The sequence below is a fragment of the Paraburkholderia sp. SOS3 genome, assembly GCF_001922345.1.
GTDB lineage: Bacteria > Pseudomonadota > Gammaproteobacteria > Burkholderiales > Burkholderiaceae > Paraburkholderia.
On record NZ_CP018812.1, the window covers coordinates 2,733,267 to 2,753,021 of the forward strand.

The 19,755-nt window shown below is 63.7% G+C and carries 18 protein-coding genes; 4 read left to right on the forward strand and 14 right to left on the reverse strand.

The genetic code is table 11. From position 1 onward, the window contains the following. Nucleotides 1-123: 123 nt before the first annotated feature. The 4 genes from BTO02_RS32180 to BTO02_RS32195 all read right to left on the reverse strand — a co-directional run bounded on the left by BTO02_RS32180 (nucleotide 124) and on the right by BTO02_RS32195 (nucleotide 3,952). Nucleotides 124-1,440 (reverse strand): NAD(P)/FAD-dependent oxidoreductase, encoded by a 1,317-nt coding sequence (locus BTO02_RS32180; RefSeq protein WP_075161004.1) that lies wholly within the window; start codon nucleotides 1,438-1,440, stop codon nucleotides 124-126. Further along, nucleotides 1,437-1,730 carry a 2Fe-2S iron-sulfur cluster-binding protein gene (locus tag BTO02_RS32185; RefSeq protein WP_075161005.1) on the reverse strand — a complete coding sequence of 98 codons (294 nt, stop codon included), beginning with the start codon at nucleotides 1,728-1,730 and terminating at the stop codon, nucleotides 1,437-1,439. Before BTO02_RS32185 ends, BTO02_RS32180 begins: the two co-directional genes overlap by 4 nt. Then, nucleotides 1,723-2,880 (reverse strand): NAD(P)/FAD-dependent oxidoreductase, encoded by a 1,158-nt coding sequence (locus BTO02_RS32190; RefSeq protein ID WP_075161006.1) that lies wholly within the window; start codon nucleotides 2,878-2,880, stop codon nucleotides 1,723-1,725. Before BTO02_RS32190 ends, BTO02_RS32185 begins: the two co-directional genes overlap by 8 nt. 106 nt (nucleotides 2,881-2,986) lie before the next feature. Then, on the reverse strand, nucleotides 2,987-3,952 hold the full coding sequence (locus tag BTO02_RS32195; protein WP_075161007.1) for a 4-hydroxyproline epimerase: 966 nt from the start codon (nucleotides 3,950-3,952) through the stop codon (nucleotides 2,987-2,989). Between the two features lie 373 nt (nucleotides 3,953-4,325). Here BTO02_RS32195 and BTO02_RS32200 point away from each other — a divergent pair, with 373 nt between their 5' ends. Then, nucleotides 4,326-5,231, forward strand: coding sequence for a dihydrodipicolinate synthase family protein (locus tag BTO02_RS32200; RefSeq protein WP_075161008.1), 906 nt, complete (start codon nucleotides 4,326-4,328; stop codon nucleotides 5,229-5,231). Between the two features lie 154 nt (nucleotides 5,232-5,385). Continuing rightward, complete coding sequence (locus tag BTO02_RS32205) at nucleotides 5,386-6,528, forward strand: branched-chain amino acid ABC transporter substrate-binding protein (protein WP_075161009.1); 1,143 nt, start codon at nucleotides 5,386-5,388, stop codon at nucleotides 6,526-6,528. Between the two features lie 72 nt (nucleotides 6,529-6,600). On the opposite strand, the gene BTO02_RS32210 is transcribed toward BTO02_RS32205, so the two are convergent. After that, nucleotides 6,601-7,329, reverse strand: a complete 729-nt coding sequence (locus BTO02_RS32210; RefSeq protein WP_075161010.1) for a response regulator transcription factor — start codon at nucleotides 7,327-7,329, stop codon at nucleotides 6,601-6,603. A 148-nt stretch (nucleotides 7,330-7,477) separates the two neighbouring features. On the opposite strand from BTO02_RS32210, the gene BTO02_RS32215 reads away from it, so the two are divergent. After that, nucleotides 7,478-8,953 carry an MFS transporter gene (locus BTO02_RS32215; protein ID WP_075161598.1) on the forward strand — a complete coding sequence of 492 codons (1,476 nt, stop codon included), beginning with the start codon at nucleotides 7,478-7,480 and terminating at the stop codon, nucleotides 8,951-8,953. A gap of 3 nt (nucleotides 8,954-8,956) precedes the next feature. On the opposite strand, the gene BTO02_RS32220 is transcribed toward BTO02_RS32215, so the two are convergent. Further along, nucleotides 8,957-9,229: a hypothetical protein gene (locus BTO02_RS32220; RefSeq protein WP_075161011.1), complete on the reverse strand. Its 273-nt coding sequence runs from the start codon at nucleotides 9,227-9,229 to the stop codon at nucleotides 8,957-8,959. 88 nt (nucleotides 9,230-9,317) lie between these two features. After that, on the reverse strand, nucleotides 9,318-9,749 hold the full coding sequence (locus BTO02_RS32225) for a DoxX family protein (protein ID WP_075161012.1): 432 nt from the start codon (nucleotides 9,747-9,749) through the stop codon (nucleotides 9,318-9,320). A 268-nt stretch (nucleotides 9,750-10,017) separates the two neighbouring features. On the opposite strand from BTO02_RS32225, the gene BTO02_RS32230 reads away from it, so the two are divergent. Continuing rightward, nucleotides 10,018-10,743, forward strand: a complete 726-nt coding sequence (locus tag BTO02_RS32230) for a DeoR/GlpR family DNA-binding transcription regulator (protein ID WP_075161013.1) — start codon at nucleotides 10,018-10,020, stop codon at nucleotides 10,741-10,743. 32 nt (nucleotides 10,744-10,775) lie between these two features. Here the strand turns inward: BTO02_RS32230 and BTO02_RS32235 are convergent, their stop codons facing one another. The 7 genes from BTO02_RS32235 to BTO02_RS32265 all read right to left on the reverse strand — a co-directional run bounded on the left by BTO02_RS32235 (nucleotide 10,776) and on the right by BTO02_RS32265 (nucleotide 19,730). After that, nucleotides 10,776-11,825, reverse strand: coding sequence for an ABC transporter permease (locus BTO02_RS32235; protein WP_075161014.1), 1,050 nt, complete (start codon nucleotides 11,823-11,825; stop codon nucleotides 10,776-10,778). Nucleotides 11,826-11,894: 69 nt separating this feature from the next. Beyond that, entirely contained in the window at nucleotides 11,895-13,433 is a 1,539-nt protein-coding gene (locus tag BTO02_RS32240; RefSeq protein ID WP_075161015.1) for a sugar ABC transporter ATP-binding protein, read from the reverse strand. A gap of 201 nt (nucleotides 13,434-13,634) precedes the next feature. Next, nucleotides 13,635-14,639, reverse strand: a complete 1,005-nt coding sequence (locus BTO02_RS32245) for an autoinducer 2 ABC transporter substrate-binding protein (protein WP_075161016.1) — start codon at nucleotides 14,637-14,639, stop codon at nucleotides 13,635-13,637. Between the two features lie 91 nt (nucleotides 14,640-14,730). Next, the gene (locus tag BTO02_RS32250) at nucleotides 14,731-15,774 is read right to left on the reverse strand and encodes an ABC transporter permease (RefSeq protein WP_075161017.1); all 1,044 of its coding nucleotides are present in this window, start codon (nucleotides 15,772-15,774) and stop codon (nucleotides 14,731-14,733) included. 36 nt (nucleotides 15,775-15,810) lie between these two features. Beyond that, nucleotides 15,811-16,767 carry a ribokinase gene (rbsK, locus tag BTO02_RS32255; protein WP_075161018.1) on the reverse strand — a complete coding sequence of 319 codons (957 nt, stop codon included), beginning with the start codon at nucleotides 16,765-16,767 and terminating at the stop codon, nucleotides 15,811-15,813. Next, on the reverse strand, nucleotides 16,764-17,264 hold the full coding sequence (locus BTO02_RS32260) for an RbsD/FucU family protein (RefSeq protein ID WP_075161019.1): 501 nt from the start codon (nucleotides 17,262-17,264) through the stop codon (nucleotides 16,764-16,766). The genes rbsK and BTO02_RS32260 overlap by 4 nt, the downstream gene beginning before the upstream one ends. A 60-nt stretch (nucleotides 17,265-17,324) precedes the next feature. Beyond that, nucleotides 17,325-19,730, reverse strand: coding sequence for an aldehyde dehydrogenase family protein (locus tag BTO02_RS32265; RefSeq protein ID WP_075161020.1), 2,406 nt, complete (start codon nucleotides 19,728-19,730; stop codon nucleotides 17,325-17,327). Nucleotides 19,731-19,755: the final 25 nt, after the last annotated feature.

The following is a 19,755-nucleotide window of genomic DNA, read 5'->3' on the forward strand; positions in this document are numbered from 1 at the left end:
CCTCTCACAGAGAATTCCTGCGGACGCCCAAACGCACTCCTGCGATCGTGCGGACGATTATAGGGCCGTGCGGCGCAGTACAAAATTCGGGACGCCCCCGAGTATGCGCGACCTCCTTGCGCTTCACTTCGCGTCCGGCGTCGCGTCCGTCGTGTCGCGCACGGCGTCGAGCAACGTGCCAATCCGCGCGGGACTAAACGGCGGCCGCACCTGAGCGGTGTTCCAGCCGAAATAGAGTTCGGCCGCGCATCCGCAGATGCGCCCCTGGCAAGGTCCCATCCCGCAGCGCGTTTGCAGCTTTGCATCGCGCCAGTTCGTATGCTCGCGCACCTGCGCGCAGGTCACATCTTCGCATCGGCAAAACAGCGTGTCGTCCGATGGCAGCGCGCGCGCCGCTTCGCGAGGCGCAAACGCCGTCTCGACGCGCCGTGCGAAGCGCCGCCACCGATCGCGCTGCGCCTGCAGCCGCGCAGCTTCGCGCTGTGCGTCGACGGCTTGCAACCCTGCGATTTCTCCTTCGACGCTCGCGAGTTCCATGCCGCCGGCGCCGGTGCACTCGCCTGCGGCAAACACATGCGCGAGCGACGTGCGCTGCGCGTCGTCGACGATCAGCGCACTGCCCGCCGCCGGATCGCGATGGACTGCGCAACCAAGCGACTCGCCGACCGTGACGTTCGGCACCAGCCCATAGCCGCATGCGATGCGCGCGCAGTCGAGCACGAGATCGCCACCGCCGCCCTGACGAATCCGGACCTGCTCGACTCGGCCATCGCCGATCGCTTCGCGCACCACGCTTCCAGTCAAATAGCGCAGCCCCGCAAAACCGCGCGTAAGCCGCGCTGCCTGCCACAGTTTCGACGGCGTCGCGACAAGTCCGACGCCGAAGCGCGCAACCGCCGTCCACGGCGCCTGTTCGATCACTGCGACCACCTTGGCGCCCGCTTGCCGCGCGGTGGCGAGCGACGCAATCAGCAGCGGCCCGCTGCCGGCTATGACGATCCGCTCGCCGCGCACGGGTACGCCGCCCTTGATCAGCGCCTGCAATCCGCCCGCGCCGGTCACCCCGGGCAAGGTCCACCCTTTGAACGGCAGCAGCCGCTCGCGCGCGCCGGTCGCAAGAATCAGCCGCTCACAGCCGAGTTCAAGCACGCCATGCTGCGCCGATTCGACGAGCAGACTGCGATCGCCGAGCGGCGCGACGACGCGCGCTGACGAGAAAACGTCCACGTTTCCGGCACGCAGCAACGCGTCGAGACGTTCGTTCAATGCCGTCGCCGGTGGATACGCGGGGCCGTGGCGCCAGACCTGGCCGCCGGCACGCGGGTTATCGTCAAGTACGGCGATGCGCGCGTGCGCCTGCGTCTGCGCAGCGGCGCGTGCGGCGCTCAGGCCTGCGGGGCCCGCACCGACGATAACGACGTCATAGTGCCGCCGGTTCATGTCGTCCCCGCGTCCCGGCTTGAGCCAGCGGTTTCGATCGTCTGCCCGTCGCGGCATAGCGTCTGGCACGCGAGCCTATGCGCGCAACCATCGATCGTTACGCGGCACTCCTGGCACACGCCCATGCCGCACAGCGCCGTGCGCGGCATGCCGGTTACCGAGGTTCGTGTACCCGCGATGCCAGCATGTGTCGCAAGCGCAGCCGCTACGGTAGCGCCCGCCAACATCTCGAGAACATGCCCGTCGACGGTTACACGCACGCGCGCGTCAGCCTGGTTCGCGTCACGCATGGCTAACCCCGTGCATGAAGCGCGCCGGCAGGTAAGGATCGGTAGCGATCGTGGCCGCACCGCCGGTGATTTGCGCGGCAAGCAATTGTGCAGTGGCAAGCGATGTGGTGACGCCGAGTCCTTCATGGCCGACCGCCAGCCAGACGCCCGCGTTTGAATCGCCGGCGATGGTCTCGCCGGCCGCCGATACGCCGTACTGCCCGATCAGCGGCAAGCCGTCGGGTGTCGCCGCTCGAAAGCCGGTCCACGCGCGAATCGCATTCAGATCAGGTAATTGAGGCAAATAACGCGCTGCACGCTGCAGCATCTGCGCAAGGACCGGCATTTCGACCGCGGGGTCCGTCGTATCGAACTGCCTCGACGAGCCGATCAGCAATTGCCCTGTCGGCCGCGGCTGCGCGTTGAATGCAACCGATGTGCCCGTCGCATGATGTGCGCTCTTGATATAGCCGAGTTCGAGCACTTCATGCCGGATCAGTCCGGGGTAACGGTCCGTGATCAGCAGATGGCCTTTTTTGGGTTGCAGAGGCAACGATCGCACGAGCTCCGTCGCACCGATGCCATTCGCCACGATCACATACGAAGCCTCGACGCGCTCGCCATTCTCAAGCCTCACCGAATGCGCGTCGACCGCAACGACTCGTGTTCCGGGCCGCACGTCGATGCGTGCGGCGGCCGGGGATATTTTCAACAGCCATTGCGCAACCGATGGCGCGTAGACGATGCTGTCCTGTTCGATCAGCAGGCCGCCTGCCATGCCATGCACGAGCGCCGGCTCGCACTCGCGCAATGCGGACGCATCGAGCAACTGCGATGAAACGCCCTGCGCGGCAAACGCGTCGTGCATGACGCGCGCCGCTTGCCATTCTTCGTCATCCTCTGCGACCCAGAGCGTCCCGCAACGCGAGAACGCATCGCGTTCGCGCAGTTGCGGCGCCAATTCGAGCCACAGATCGCGCGAGTAACGGCTCAGTGCGAATTCGGCCGGCGAATCGTGCATCGCGACAATGTGCCCCATGCCCGCAGCGGTCGCACCGCCGCCGATCCCGTGCGCGTCGAAGACGACGACGCGCAAGCCGCGCGCAGCCAGTTCCGCCGCGCACGCCGCGCCGACGATGCCCGCGCCGACGATCAGCGCATCCGCTTTCATCTATCGCCTCGCGTATCTGCGTCTGCGTCGATCGCCTGCGCGCTGGTTGCACGCGCAACGGCTCGTGCCACTGCGACGAATGCTGCCGGATGTGACCTGGCCGACGTCATCGCGTCGGAATGCCCCATGCAAACGGATCGCGCTCGTCGAAGCATAGGCGGCTCTCCGCCATGACGTGCGCGTGGCCGGTGATGGTGGGCACGATCGCCGCCACGCCGTCGATCGGTTCCGTCGGTGCGTAGCTCGCTTCGAACACGCTGCCGATGATGCTTTCCTGACGCCATACCGCGCCCGGCGCGAGCTTGCCGGCGGCGGCGAGACACGCGACCTTCGCACTCGTGCCTGTGCCGCACGGCGAGCGATCGTAGGCATTGCCGGGACACAGCACGAAACTGCGGCTATCGATGCCGGCATATGAACCAGGGCTAAACAGTTCGATGTGGTCGATATAACCGTTCGCCGCGCCCGTGATGCCGGACGCGCTCAGCGCATCGCGCATGGCCGACGTGAACGTGGTCAGTTCGTCGATATTCGCGGGCACGAGCGTGCGCCCGTGATCGGCAACCAGGAAGAACCAGTTGCCGCCCCACGCGATATCGCCTGTGAACACGCCGTAGCCCGGCACGTCGACGCTCACATCGCGACGGTAGCGATACGACGGCACATTACGCACCGATACGCTCGAATCGTCATTGAGCGTCGCCTCGACGATGCCGACCGGTGTCTCGATCCTGTGCCGCCCCGGGCCGATGCGCCCCATATGCGCGAGCGACACGACGAGTCCTATCGTGCCGTGCCCGCACATGCCGAGGTAGCCAACGTTGTTGAAAAAGATCACGCCAGCCGCGCATTGCGGATCGTGCGGCTCGCACAACAGCGCACCGACAACGACGTCCGAACCGCGCGGTTCGGTCACGATGCCGGCTCGCCAGTCGTCGAAACGCGTGCGGAAAACGTGAAGGCGCCCGGCAAGCGTGCCGCTGCCCAGATCGGGACCGCCGGACACCACAAGCCGCGTGGGCTCGCCGCCGGTGTGCGTATCAATGACGTTCAGGGTTTTCATGGCCGACATGTTAGAAACGCGGCGCGCGCGAGTCTTGACCCGGCTGCGCGCCGTTTATGACGATTTCAGCATAGCAACTGTTGCGCCGCGCCATTGTAACGAAGGCAGCGGAGACACTCCTGCGGGCGCCCATCGCGCGTGCGCCACGCGAGTCGCGCGTCCCTGCTTCGATGCGTATCGTGACCTTGCCGTCAAAGCGTATCGTCACGCGCCTGGTGACAACCCCAATTGCTGCATTACCCTTTACATAAAGGTTCAGGATGCCTATTTTCTGCGCTCCCCACTATGCTGAAATCGTCACGCAGCACGCGTGAATCGCGCAAGACGACCGATTTTGATGTGCTTACACTGCGATCGATTCATCAACATCTGGAGAGCTGTCGTGGCGCATATCTGGGAAGGCGTAATGCCCGCCGTCACCACCAAATTCAACGCGGATTTCAGCATAGACCGCGGGTGGACGAAGAAAAACATCGAAGCACAGATCGACGCGGGCGTCGACGGCATCATCGTATGCGGTTCGCTCGGCGAGGCGTCGACGCTTTCTCTCGACGAGAAGCTGCAGGTGCTCGACATCGCCGTCGATGCATCGCAAGGCCGCGTACCGGTTCTGCTGACGATCGCCGAAAACAGCACGCTCGACGCATGCCGTCAGGCCGAAGCGGGCGCAAAGCACGGCGCAGCCGGCTATATGGTGCTGCCGGGCCTGCGTTACCTGTCCGACCGACGCGAAACGATCAATCATTTCCGCATGGTTGCGAACGCAAGCAGTTTGCCGCTGATGATCTACAACAATCCGCTCGCCTACGGCGTCGACATGACGCCGGAGATGTTCGCGGAAGTCGCTGACGAACAGAAAATTGTCGCGATCAAGGAATCGTGCGGCGACGTGCGCCGCGTGACCGATCTGATCAACGCGGTCGGCGACCGTTACGCGATTCTGTGCGGCGTCGATAACCTCGCGCTCGAAGCGATGATGATGGGCGCGCACGGCTGGGTCGCGGGGCTCGTGTGCGCGTTTCCGAAGGAGACGGTCGCGATCTACAGGCTGTTCAAGGCAGGCCGCTTCGAAGAAGCACGCGCCATCTACCGCTGGTTCGCGCCGTTGCTCGCGCTCGATGTATCGGCAAAGCTCGTGCAGAACATCAAGCTTGCCGAAGCGATCGTCGGCCTCGGTACCGAGCCGGTGCGGCCGCCGCGTCTGCCGCTCGCCGGCGACGAGCGCAAGGCCGTCGAAGCGTTGATCCGCCGCTCGATCGAAACGCGCCCGGCACTGCCGAAGCTGTAACCGCGCGTCCCGGACCGCGGTGTGCTGCGCATGCATGCACGCCGCGTGTACCCCGGTTTTGCAACACCGCGCTTGTCATCGAAGTTGGTCTACGACGCACGGGCCGCGAGTGCTCCATGCCGCGCCTGCGTTCATTCATACACGGGGAGTCACAGTGAAGCTCAAGGTATCGCATATCGTGATCGCGTCTGCGCTCGCGTGGGCAAGCGGCGCGCAGGCAGCGGACGCCGACGTCGTGAAGATCGGTTTTGCCGCGCCGTTGACCGGCCAGCAATCGAACTACGGCACCGACATGCAAAAAGGCGCGCAACTCGCCATCGACGATTTCAACGCGACACATCCGGTGATCGGCGGCAAGCCGGTTAAGTTCTCCCTGACCTCCGAAGACGACCAGGCCGATCCGCGGACCGGCACGACGGTCGCGCAGCGGCTCATCGACGACGGCGTGCACGGCATTGTCGGGCACTTCAACTCGGGCACGAGCATTCCGGCTTCGGACCTGTACAACCGCGCAGGCCTGCCGCAGGTGTCGATGGCCACGTCGCCGGTCTACACTGCACGCGGCTACAAAACCACCTACCGGCTGCTCACGAGCGATTCGCAAGCGGGCAGCATCATGGGCAAGTACGTGGTGAACAAGCTCAAATACAAGCGCATTGCGATCATCGACGACCGCACCGCATACGGGCAGGGCATCGCCGACGAGTTCGCCGCGGCCGTCACAGCGGCCGGCGGCACGGTCGTCAAGCGCGACTACACGAACGACAAGGCGCTCGATTTCTCTGCGGTCCTGACCAATATGAAAGGCCTCGAACCGGATGCGATCTTCTACGGCGGCGGCGACGCCCAGTCGTCGCCGATGATCCGCAAGATGCGCCAGCTCGGCATCAAGTCGGCGTTCATCACCGGCGAGATGTCGAAGTCGCCGACGTTCCTGAAGGTCGGCGGCAGCGCGGCGGAAGGTTCGATCGTCTATATGGGCGGGTTGCCTAAAGAGAAGATGCCGGGATTCTCCGGCTTCGAATCGCGCTACAAGGCGCGCTTTCACGAAGATCCGGTGACGTACTCGCCATACTCGTACGACGGCACGATCGCGCTGCTGACCGCGATGAAGGACGCGAACTCCACCGACCCGAAGGTGTACACGTCGTGGCTCGACAAGGTGAACATCAAGGGCGTGACGTCGAACGACGTCGCGTACGACTCGAAAGGCGATCTCAAAGACGCGCCGGTGACGATCTACAAAGTGGAAAAAGGCGGCTTCGTGCCAATGGACACGATCGGCGGAAAGAGCTGATCGCGGCGGCGGAATAATCGGGCCGATCGATGCAGCGCGCGGCCCCTGCCGCGCGCTTTGCCTTTTCGGCAATCAGGCCGCGGCGGCCGCGGTCGCTTCGGCTGCCGCGTTTTCCTCGCGCACACAGAGCAGCCGGTAGCCGCTCTTGTACACGGGCTGCAGACGGTAATCGTTGTGTTCTTCGATTTGCAGCAGCAGACGCAAACGCGACACGTGGCTATCGATCGTGCGCGTGACCTCGCGGAACTCGCGTCCCCACACCATCGCAAAGATATGGTCGCGCGACAGCACACGGCCCACATTGGAAAAGAACAGCGCGGCAAGACGAAACTGCGTGCCCGAAAGCTGCACCGGCGTGCCGTGCAGCGTGACGACCTGACGGCGCGTATCGAAGTGGTACGGCCCGACGTCGAAACTCGACACGCCGAATCGCTCCGGATAGGTACGCCGCAGCAACGCCGTCACGCGTTCGCGAAATTCCGCGGTGCGCACCGGAAACGTCACATAGTCGTCGGCTCCCGCGATCAGCGCACGCACGACGCTTTCTTCGGATTGATCGCTCGATGCGAAGATGACCGGCACACGATCGCCGTTCACCGCACGCATCGACTTCAAGACGTCGATACCGGACATTCGCACGCCATGCCAATCGAGCACGAGCAGGTCCGCGGTGGATCGCGCGAGCGCTTTGGACATCGTCAGACCATCGTCATAGACCATGCAGCTATGGCCGGCCTGCACAAGGATGCGCTCCAGATGCTTGCTGCGCACCGGATCGCGTTGAAGGATTGCTATACGCATTGTAAAAATTCTCGACTGTTGCCTCGGTGGCGATTCTCTGGGCACCCAATGCCTGTGCCCATAAGATCAGTCTGAATTTGCGACGTCGCACCGATATTTCGCCCGAGCCGGAAACGTCGCGACAGCGTGTGGACATACCATGGGTTTCATGAAAACCCTATCCGTTTCCTCCTCGCCCCAGCCGTCGCCATCGACTTCGTCGTCGCGTTTGACACCTGCGCTTGCGCGGATCGTTGCGACGGTCAGCGTCGGCTTTGTCGTCACGCAACTCGACGTGACGATCGTCAACGTCGCGCTCGCGCGCATCGGTGCCGACCTTCGCGCAAACGTCACGGCACTGCAATGGATCGTCGACGCGTACACGCTTGCATTCGCGGTGCTGATGCTGTCGGCCGGTGCGCTTGGCGATCGCTTCGGAGCCCGCAGGATATTTGCGGCAGGCATTGCGCTGTTTGCATTCGCGTCGCTGCTGTGCGGGCTCGCCGCGAACGGCGCATGGCTCGTCGCCGCGCGTGCATGCCAGGGCGTCGGAGCGGCGGCGATGCTGCCCACTTCGCTCGCTCTGCTCAATCAGTCGTGCGCGCATGATCCGAAACTGCGCGCGCGTGCGGTCGGTCTGTGGACCGCCACGGGCTCGATTTCGATCGCGGCGGGTCCGGTGATCGGCGGCGTGCTGATCGACGCATTCGGCTGGCGCAGCATCTTTCTCGTAAATCTGCCGTTGTGCGCGGCGGGTCTCGCGGCGACTTTCGCATGGCTGCCGAAGGGCGCGTCAATAACGACGGCGGCGGCGATAGCGGAGATGACGACTTCCGCCGCGCCCCCTGCACGAGCGCGCGGAATCGATCCGCTCGGTCAGCTATTCGCGGTCGTGGCGTTGACCGCATTCACAGGCGCGGTGATCGAATGGCGACCGCTCGGACTCGCACATCCACTCGTTGCAGGCGGTTTCGGCCTCGCGCTTGCGGCCGGGTTCGCATTCGTCGCGACCGAGCGGCACATCGCCTCGCCGATGCTACCGCTGTCGCTCTTCGCAAGACGCACGTTCAGCGCCGCAGTGCTGTTCGGCATCTGCGTGAATCTGACCTACTACGGCGTCGTGTTCGTGTTGAGCCTTTTCCTGCAGCGTGTGCGCGGCGATACGCCGTTGCAGGCCGGGCTCGCGTTCCTGCCGCTCACCGGCGGTTTTCTGATTTCGAATCTCGTGAGCGGCTGGGTGATCGGAAAATTCGGCGCGCGCGTGCCGATGCTGGCAGGCGCTCTGATTGCCGCGCTCGGCTATGGGCTTCTGCATCGGGCCGGTGCACAGACACCGCTTTGGGCGCTACTCGTGCCGTTCCTGCTGATTCCATCCGGCATGGGCCTCGCCGTTCCCGCAATGACAACCGCCGTACTCGCATCAGCCGACGCACGGCGCGCCGGCACGGCTTCGGCGGTGCTCAATACGGCGCGCCAGGCCGGCGGCGCGGTCGGCGTCGCGGCGTTCGGCGCGCTCGCAAGCGGCGCGCAGGCTGCCCATATCGTGAACGGCCTGCACGCGGCGACCGCCATTTCGACGGTGATTCTGCTGATTGCCGCCGTATGTGCGCGCCGCGTGGAACCTTATCCGCACGCACGCGGATAAGTTTTACAAGCTCACTTCCTGTATTTGCCCGGATTCGAGCGCTTTTTCGATGAGCCCTTCGCTTTGTGCCTTGCGAACCGCATTCGCGACGAGGTCTTCGGGCTCTTCGATCTCGGCCTTGATCGTGCTGATCAAGCCGGACGCGTCGAGAATGACGAGCGTTTTGGCCGAATCGGCCTGACTGATGATGACGCGATGCGGTGTCGGCCCTTCGCCGAGGCTCGCGCAAAACTGCATGACCTGGCCACCGATCAAATGGTCGAAAGCTTGAATCATCGCGTGCTCCTTGTCAGCTCAATCTGAGGTTAACCGATACAGTTTATTGACACCGCCAGGAAGCGCCTGGCCCAACTCTGCTACAAGGCTACAGGTTCAGCCCGCTACGTGGCGCCCGTGCGCCGTCGATGCTGATACGCCCCGCGCCTGTCACGGTCAACAACAGGAAGCCGCCGGCAATCGCAATGTTCTTCCAGAAATGCACCACCATGTCGCGCTGCAGGGCGGCGTCCGTGACGTTCCAGAAATCATGCCCGAGAATCGCGGTCGCCACCGTGTAGATCGCAAGAATCAAACCGACCGAACGGATCCGCAGCCCGACCACGAGGCAAACCCCGCCGAGCAGTTCGATGGCGACGACGAGCGGAGCCGCAAACGCGACGAAGGGCACGCCCCGCGCCTGCAGGTAACCGACAAAACTTGCGTAACCGAGCGCTTTCATCGCCGCGCCCCAAAGGAACATCACCGCAAGTGCAATACGTGCAATGAAAATCACGCCGGACTCAACGGCACGCGACATGGATCGTCCCCTCCCTTTCGAATATGCAAAAGACCTTGCGAGAAAGCGTCAGTTCCCCGATTACCGCCGATCGGCACCTCGTCGATCGATCCTGCGTATGCACGACGTATGGATCACGGCAAAAAAGTACGCGGGCCGCGTAAAAAAGCGTCTTAAAGCAAGCTTTTAACCCACAACCCATGACACGCGTTGTTATAATCCTCTCATAACCCGAACGAAATCTAACGCCGTATCCAGACGTGTCCTCACGCGTCGCCCAAGGATTTCCATGCTCAAAACTGAACGTCTGCATGTGCTTGCCGATGCGTTAGCAAGGCAAAACGTGATGCGTCTGCGCGATGCGGCGTCACTACTCGGCGTTTCGGAAATGACGGTGCGACGCGATATCGCCGCGAGTCCAGGAAAATTCACTTATCTCGGCGGATATATCGTCAGCGCGAACGACGTGCCCAATAACGTCGGCTACTCGCTCGAAGAAGAAAAGGATCACTTCGCGCAGGCAAAGGCGGAAGCATCGTCGATCGCATCGCGCCTGATTGCCGGCAACGAAACGATCTTCATCGACTGCGGCACGACGCTTACTACGCTCGCGCGCCTCATTCCGGCGGAAACGAATGTGACAGTCGTCTGTTACTCGCTGAACGTCGCGGAAATTCTGCGGCGCAAGCCGAATGTACGGATGATTCTGCTAGGCGGGGTCTATGTGCCGTCGTCGGATTCGTTTTCCGGCGAAGAAAGCATCGAGGTATTGCGCCGCATGGGCATCAACAAGGCGTTCATTTCGGCGGGTGGTGTCGATACCGCACGCGGCGTCACGTGCTGGAATTTTCACGAAGTCGCGCTCAAGCAGGCCGCAATGGCGAGCGCGGTCGAAAGCCACCTCGTGGTGGACAGCAGCAAGTTCGGGGTGGTGAAGGCGGTGCGCTTTTCGCAGATCGACGACTTCGATTCGATCATCACCGAAAAGGGACAGGAAGCACGCCGGCGCAGATAAGCGCCGGCGCCTTTTGCGTGGCAAGCGACGCGTTACTGCTTTTTGCGCTGCAGCGCGAACAGCGTGCCCGCGATCAGAATGAACGCGCCGATAATCACCTTCTGCCAGGTGCTCGGCACGCCGACCAGGATCAGCACGTTATTGATCAGCGTCACGAGTACGACGCCAAGCAGCGTGCCCACCACCGTACCGGTGCCGCCTGTAATGCGCGCGCCGCCCAGAATCACTGCGGCGATCACATCGAGTTCCGAGCCCACGAGATCGAACGGATTGGCGAGCCGGTTGTTCGATACGTGCAGAATGCCCGCGATGCCGGCCAGCATGCCCGTATAGCCGAACACGAACAGATGAATCGCGCGCAGGTTATAGCCGAGCCGCTCGGCAATCGCGAGACTGCCGCCCATCGCATAGACGCCGCGCCCCATCATCGTGCGATTGAGCAGCCACCACGTCACCACTGCTGCGATCACGAGCGCGAGCACCGAAGCCGGCAACACGGCGCGCAAACCGTCGGCCGTGTGATAGAAGATCAGCGGAATGCGCCCGAAGTGGTCCATGCTGTGCGGGATATTCATAAAGAACACCGTGCCGACGAAGGTCAGCAGAATCCCGCGATACAGATATTGCGTGCCGATCGTCACGATCAGCGACGGCGCCTTGAGGCGATACACCAGCACCCCGTTAATGAGCCCTAGCACGATGCCGCCGATTGCGCCTGTCAGCAGGATCAACGCGAACGGTGCGTCGGGCCACCACGCGAAAACGGCTTTCGTGATCGCGTACATGGTCAGCGCGGCGATCGCGGTGAACGAGACGTCGATGCCGCCCGACGCGAGCACGACGAGCGTGCCGAGCGCAAATAGCGACACCGTCGTCGCCGAATGCAGCAGGTCGAACAGTGTTGCGAACTGGAAAAAGCGCGGGTTGATCGCGCCGACGATCGCGCACGCCACGACGATCAGGGCAAACGTAAACCATTCCGGTTGACGCGCAAGACGCGTGCGCCAGCTGGGCGGCTTGACCTCGGGTGCGATTTTGACGACGTTAGGAGTGGCCATGGTCCGGTTCACGCTCGATGACATCGTTGACTTCCTTTAAGCTCTAAAACTTCGAAGCACTGTGCTGTACACGCTATCCGCCGCTGTCGATCCTCAAGCCGCTTCCGACAGCAACGCGTGATACAGGTCCGCTTCGTCCAGCCGGTCCGCGCGATACTCGTTCGCGACGCGACCTTTCTTCATCATCAGAATGCGGTCGCAGTTCTGCAGCAGTTCGGGCAAGTCGTCGCTGATCAGAATGATGCCGATGCCCCGCTGCGAAAGCCGCTGCATGATGCGATAGATGATGTCCTTCGAACCGACGTCGACGCCGACGGTCGGCCCATGCAGGATCAGCACACGCGGGTCGATGGCGAGCCAGCGGCCGATCAGCACGCGCTGCTGGTTGCCGCCCGACAGCGATTGCACGGGCTTGTCGACATCGGGTGTGGCGATCTGCAGTTCTTTCACGGTTTCCACCGCGAGCGCCTGGGCGCGGGCGCGGTCCACCTGGCCAAAGCGATCGCGCAAGCTCGAGATCATCGCGGTAATCACGTTGTCGCGAATCGGCTTGTCGAGAAAGAGGCCTTCGTTGAGACGATCTTCGGGCACATAGCCGATGCGGTGCTCTTTCGCGTCGGAAGGCGTGCGCACGGTAATCGCGTTGCCGTCGAGCGCGAGTTCGCCGCTCTCGGCCGGCGCGACGCCGGCCAATGCCCGCGCCAGTTCGTTGCGGCCCGAATCGAGCAGTCCGGTCACGCCGAGAATTTCGCCGCGATGCAAGGTGAACGACACGTCGCTGAACTGCCCCGCGCGCGTCAGATGCCTGACGTCGAGCACCACCTCGCCGCCGACGCCCGCCCCGCCTTCGCGGTAACGCTCGGTCGACAGTTGCCGGCCCGTCATCAGTTCGCTGATTTGCGCCTTGGTGAATTGCTCGATCGGGCCTTGCGCCATCTTCTGACCGTCGCGCAGCACGATCACTTCGCCGCCGATCGCATAGCATTCGTCGAGCTTGTGGCTCACGAACAGCACGGTCACGCCTTGCGCGCGCAGATTGGCTAACACGGCGATCAGGTTATCGACTTCCTTTTGCGTGAGCGACGTGGTCGGTTCGTCCATGATCACGAACTTCGCTTCGCTCGCAATCGCACGCGCGATCGCGACGAGCTGGCGCGTCGCCAGCGGCAACTGCTCGATCAGCGTCGCCTGGAATTCCGGGTCGCCGGGCAGGCCCACGGCATGCAGCGCCCGCTTTGCCGTTTCCGCGAGCGCCTTGCGATCGAACGTGCGCGCGAGGCGCCCGTTGTGCTCGGCCAGTTCCGTTGTGAGCGCAACGTTCTCCGCGACGCTCATGTTCGGCAGCAGCGACAGATCCTGATACACGGTCTCGATGCCGGCCGCGAGCGACTCGAGCGCCGACAGGCGCGCATGATGCACGCCCTCGATCACGAGTTCGCCTTCGTCGGGCGGTTGTGCGCCCGAGATGATCTTGATCAGCGTGCTCTTGCCGCAGCCGTTTTCGCCGAGCAGGTGATAGATCTGTCCGCGCTGGAACGACAGGCTCACGCCGCGCAGCGCATGCACGCCGGTAAAGCGCTTGTGCACGCCGACCACTTCGAGAAACGGTGTCGAGGAAACGGGTGAGTTCATGATACGAAGCCGTAGTCTTCAAACGCGCATCCGCGCCGGGACGCAACACACTGCACGCTTTCTTGCTGCATGACGTGGCCCGGATGCGCGGCAACACAAAAGGTCAAAAAGCAGAGGTCAAAACAAAGGTCGAAAGCAGGTGGCAAAAGTCAGGCGTTGAAGGCGGCAATCGAACTGCTTCGACATGCCGCCTCATCCTGCCTAGAACGAGTACTGCTTGTAATTCGATTTGTCGACGCTGACCCAGCCCTGACCGCGAACGATAATGCCCTTGCCCGGCCCTTTCGACACCGTCACCTTCTCGTAGCCCGGCAGGCCCAGGTTCGCGCCGTTCTCGACCGTCTTGCCGTCGAGCAGCATCTTCGCAATCTTGTTCATCGCGAGGCCCGCGAGCTTCGGATCCCAGAAGGCGATGCCGTTGATCGCGCCGCTTTCGAGGAACTTGCCCGCTTCGGTCGGCAGGCCCGTGCCATAGACGCAGATCTTGCCCTGCAGGCCCGACTCTTCGACCGCACGCCCAATACCGATCACGTCGAGCGACGACGAACCCTGGAAGCCCTTCAGGTCCGGATGCTTGCGCAACACTTCCTTGGCCACTTCATAGGCGCGCTCGCCGTCGTTATTCGTTTCGAGGTTCTTCTCGACGAGCTGCATCTTCGGATACTTCTTGGCCGCGTTGTCGATGCCGCCGTTGGCCCACTGCACCTGCGAGCGGCTACCGAGCGAGCCGACCAGCGTCGCCCATTTGCCTTCGTCGTGCATGCACGATGCGAGCCGCTCGTTGAGCGCGGCGCCGTACTCGCTGTTGTCGAACGCTTCGACGTCGACATTCGTGTTCTTCTCGTTGTCGGCTTCGTGCGTGACGACCTTGATGCCGCGATCCATCGCTTTCTTGAGCGCAGGTTCCAGCGTCGGCGGATCATACGGAACGACCGCGATCGCGTTCACTTTCTTCGCGATCAGGTCTTCGATGATCTTCAACTGCTGCGCCGCGTCGGCACGCCCCGGCCCCGTCTGGTAGACCGTCACGCCGGGGTTTTCCTTACCGAACTCCTTGACGCCTTCGTCCATCCGGTTGAACCAGCTAATGCCCGTCACCTTGACCACGGTGACAATAGTTTGATTGGTTGCCGCGTACGCGGTGGCCGCGATCCCGGCCGCAAGCGCGCATGCTGTGAGGGCAACGCTGAATCGTACGGATTTCATATTAGTTGTCTCCTGACTTATTCGTTGATGCCCCACGATTGACGAAGACGGACGCCCGAGGCACGTCGCCCGCCCGATTTCCTGCTATGCGCTAGCCGCGCGCCTCGCGCTTGCCGCCGGTTTGCGGCGGCTTCGCTTCGAGACCGAAAATCGCGCGCACGCGCACGCCGCCCGCGAATGCAAGCGACAGCAGCAGCAAAAAACCCCACGCGCAATCGCCGAAAAACTGCGAAACGCCGAGCAGATTGAAAAGGCTCGATAGAAACTGCAATACGGTCGCGGCAAAGAAAACGCAGATGATGCGTCCGTAGCCGCCGGCCGGATTCACACCGCCCATCACCGCAATCAGGATCGCGATCAGCAGATACGAATTACCGTAGTCCCATTTCGCGCTCAGCGTGTGCGTCACGCTGACGAGCCCGGCCAGCGACGCGAGCACGCCGCACATCGTGTACGTGATGATCAGCATCCGGTCGCGCGGAATACCCGCGTAGAACGCGGCGCGCTGGTTCGTGCCCATCAGATAGAGACGCAGTCCGAACGGCGTGCGTTTGAGCAGCCAGCCGAGCAGCACGACGGCCGCCATGAAAATAATGAACTGGATCGGCACCTGGAAAAATGTGCCGTTGCCGATATCGGAGAGCGGTTCGACGTAGTCGACGTGCACCGACGCGCCATTGCTGAGCGCGACGGCGATGCCTGTAAACAGCAGTTGCGTGCCGAGCGTACAGAGAATCGGCGTGAGCTTGAGGCGCGCGATGATGATGCCGTTCAGCAAGCCGCCGAGCAGCCCCGAAACCAGCACGATCACGCAGAACAACGCCGTAAACAGCGCCGGCGAATTGTCGCCGCTCACGAATTTGGGCACGATCAGCGCCGCGATCATGCCCGACAGATTCGCGAGCCCCACGCCGGAAAGATCGATGCCGCCGTTGCCCGATAGCATCGACAGCATGATGCCGAGCGCGAGCAGCGCGATCTCGGGAAGCTGCGCGCCCATCGACTGCAGGTTGTCGATGCCGACGAAGTCGCCATGCGAGAGCCCGATCGCGACGAGCACGACCACCAGATTCACGGCGAGCAGAAAATTCAGCTGCCGGTCATGAAACCATTTTGCGAGAAGAGATCCGTTCATTCGCGCCTTCCTTACGGCTGATCTGTTCGCCCGCGTTTAGCGTGCCGCCTCGGCCGCGCGGCCGAGCACTTCATCGATTTCCCGGCGTGTCGGCATGGACGGCGCGGTACCGGGACGCGTGACCGAAATGCCTGCGAGCGCGCAGCCGAAGCGCATCGCCGCAACCGGATCTTCGCCGCGCGCAAGCGCCGCCGCGAAACCGCCGGTGAAGCCGTCGCCGGCGCCGGCCGTTTCGACGACACGTCCGCAGCGATATGCGGCCACGAACACCGATTGCTGCGCGCAATGCAGCAACGCACCCGCTTCGCCAAGCGTGACGATCACGGTGCCGACGCCCTTTTTCAGCAACACGTCGGCTGCGCGGCGCGCCTCGTCGACGTCGTTGACCGGCATGCCGGTCAACGCCGCCGTCTCGGTTTCGTTCGGCGTGATGTAGTCGCACAGCGGGAAGATGTCGTCGTCGAGCGGCAACGCGGGCGCGGGATTGAACACCGTCGTCACGCCGTGCTTGCGCGCGACTTCAAGGCCGCGCTTCGCGGCGGGAATCGGCTGCTCGAGCTGCGTCACGAACACGCGCGCGCTGGCGATGTCGGCTTCGATTGCGTCGACATCCGCGGCGCTCATCGTGCCCGCGGCACCCGATGCGACGATGATCGCGTTCATACCCGTCGTGTCGTCGACGAAAATATGCGCAGCGCCCGTCGATGCGCCTTCGACCACCGTTGCGCGCGACGTGATGCCTTCGGCTTGCCAGGTGGCCTCGGCGATCTGGCCGAAGGCGTCGTTACCGAGGCGCGTGCAGAACACCACGTCGGCGCCCGCGCGCGCGGCCGCAACGGCCTGGTTCGAGCCCTTGCCGCCGGGCCCCATCGCGAAAGCGGAGCCGGCAATCGTTTCGCCGATCAGCGGCATGCGCTGCGCGCGAAACGTCAGATCGGTCACGTAGATGCCGAGGATCACCACACGGCCTTGCACTTGCGACTGCGCGGTCATTTGCCCTGATCCTTCGACTGGTCCCCCGAGGGAGCTTGCTTCGCGACGTCCGGCGCAAGCTGCACGCCCTTCTTGAATACAAAGCAGCCATACCCGCGCTGTTCGCCGGTTGCGATCACGCAATAAGCGCTGCGGGCGCGCTCGTAAAACGCGAACCGTTCGATCGGCCTGAACGCCAGATCACGGCCTTCGGCGGCGTTCACTTCCGCTTGCGCTTCGCGCTGCACGGCCGGAATCGTGTTCGGCTCGCCGACCACTTCCATGCGCAGCGCCGGATCGTCGACGAAGGTGTCGAGCGGCAGCACCGACAGGACCGCGCGAATCGCGCGCGGCGCGTCGGCGCCGTCGATACGCAGCAGCTTGCCGAGCACCGTTGCGCGCGCAACGGAGTCGGCGGGGAAATTCGCATCGCAAATGACGAGCTCATCGCCGTGCCCCATCGCACGCAGCGCATACAGCACGTCGGCATTGAGCAGCGGATCTACATTCTTCAGCACGTTGTCTCCTCCGTTTCGGTTGGCGTGCCGCGTGGGCCGCCCTTCAGGCGCCCACGCGCATCAATCGCCGTACGGGATCCAGATGTTCTTCACCTGCACAGCCTGGCGCAACAGCGCCTGCCCTTCGGTCGAGCGGTCGAACCAGTCGAAGCGGTGCCCGTAATCGACGAACGTTCGCTTCAGGTTGCCGGTTGACGCGCGCTCGACGCGCGTCGATTCGCCTGCATCGCCGAAGCACCAGAGCGCGTCGACGTCGTCGTGTTTCGCAAGCGCGTCGAGCAAACCCGCACGCTCGCCGGTAACGATATTCAGCACGCCCGCGGGCACATCCGATGTTTCCACGACCTGATAAAAATCCGTTGCGGCGAGCGGGCACGTCTCGCTCGGCACGGCGACGACGCGATTGCCCATCGCCAGCGCCGGCGCGACCAGCGACACGAACGCGAGCAGCGGCGCCTCATCCGGGCACGCAATGCCGATCACGCCGAGCGGTTCGTGCATCGCGAGCGCCACGCCGCGCAGCGGCGGCGCATGCACGGCGCCGTCGTATTTGTCGGCCCACGCCGCGTACGTAAAGAGGCGATTGACCGACGCTTCAACTTCATTGCGCGCGTCCGCCTCGCTCGCACCCGTGCGTGCAACCAGCTGCGCGACGAATTCATGCGAGCGCACCGCGAGATTTTCGGCAAGGAAGTACAGCACCTGCGCGCGATTGTGCGCGGTCGTAGCCGACCACTTCTGCGCACCGCGCGCGGCTGCCACCGCATTGCGGATGTCCTTGCGGTTGCCCGCGCCGACTTCTCCCGCGAGCGAGCCGTCCGCTGCGAACACGGGCAGCGAATACCCGCTGTCCGGCCGGACCTGCTTGCCGCCGACAAAAAGCTTCGCGGTGCGATCGACGTTGAACGGATCGCCCGACTGCCATGCGACCTCCGCATCGGCCGTCAACGCTTCGCTTGCGACACGCTGCACCGCACGCCGCTGCGGCAGATTAAGCCAAGCGTTCGGCTTCAGGTATTCGTGAATGCCCTCGCGCCCGCCTTCGCGCCCATAGCCCGATTCGCGATAACCGCCGAAGCCGACCGCCGCGTCGAACAGGTTCGTCGCGTTGACCCAGACCACGCCGCACGCAAGGCGCGGCGCGATATCGAGCGCGCGGCCGATCGTCTCGCTCCACACGCTCGCGGCAAGTCCATAGCGCGTGTTGTTGGCCAGTGCAACGGCTTCGTCGGGCGTGCGAAAGCTCATCGTCACCAGCACGGGCCCGAAAATCTCTTGCTGCGCAAGCGTCGACGCCGGAGCGACGCCGGTCACGAGCGTCGGCGGATAGAAACAGCCGCGGCTCGGCACGCCGGTTTCGGGCGATTGCCAGATCTGGCAGCCTTCGCGGCGCCCTGCTTCAACGAGCGACTCGATCCGCTCGAGTTGCACCGGATCGACGATCGCGCCGATATCGATGCCCTTGTCGAGCGACGGGCCGACACGCAGCGTCGCCATGCGGCGCTTCAGCTTTTCGATGAAGCGCGCTTCGACGCCTTCCTGCACGAGCAGACGCGAGCCTGCACAGCACACCTGGCCCTGATTGAGCCAGATCGCGTCGACCACGCCTTCGACAGCGCCGTCGAGATCGGCATCGTCGAACACGATAAACGGCGACTTGCCGCCGAGTTCGAGCGTCAGCGATTTGCCGGAGCCCGCGGTAGCCTCGCGAATCAGGCGGCCGACCTCGGTCGAACCGGTGAACGCGATCTTGTCGACGTCCGGATGATCGACGAGCGCCGCACCGGTGCGGCCATCGCCCGTCACGACGTTGAGCACGCCGGCCGGCAAGCCGGCGCGCTGCGCGAGTTCGGCGAACAGCAAGGCGGTGAGCGGTGTGTATTCGGCCGGCTTCAGCACGACGCAATTGCCGGTTGCGAGCGCGGGGGCGATCTTCCACGCAAGCATCAGCAGTGGGAAATTCCACGGCACGATCTGACCGATCACGCCAAGCGGCGAATAGTCGGCGAATTCGCTGTCCTGCAGTTGCGCCCAGCCCGCGTGATGCAGAAAGTGCCGGGCGACGAGCGGGATATCGAGGTCGCGCGTTTCGCGAATCGGCTTGCCGTTGTCGAGCGCCTCGAGCACCGCGAACAGACGGCTATGCCGCTGCACCATGCGCGCGAGCGCATACAGATGCCGCGCGCGCCCCACGCCGCCAAGCGCACGCCATGCGGGCTGCGCGGCACGCGCGGCGGCGACCGCCGCATCGACATCGGCTGCGTCGCCCTGCGCGATCTGCGCGAGTTCGTCGCCGGTTGCCGGCTCGTGCGTCGCGAAACGCTCGGCTGAAGACGGCGCGCGCCACGCGCCGCCGATGAAATGACCGAAGACGCCGTGATGCTGCGCGAGCCACGCGCGCGCGGGCTTGTCGTCCTCCGGGGCGGGACCGTAATCCATCGATGAAAAATACTCGGCTACGCTCATGAGAATCGGAATGCTTGCAGATGCA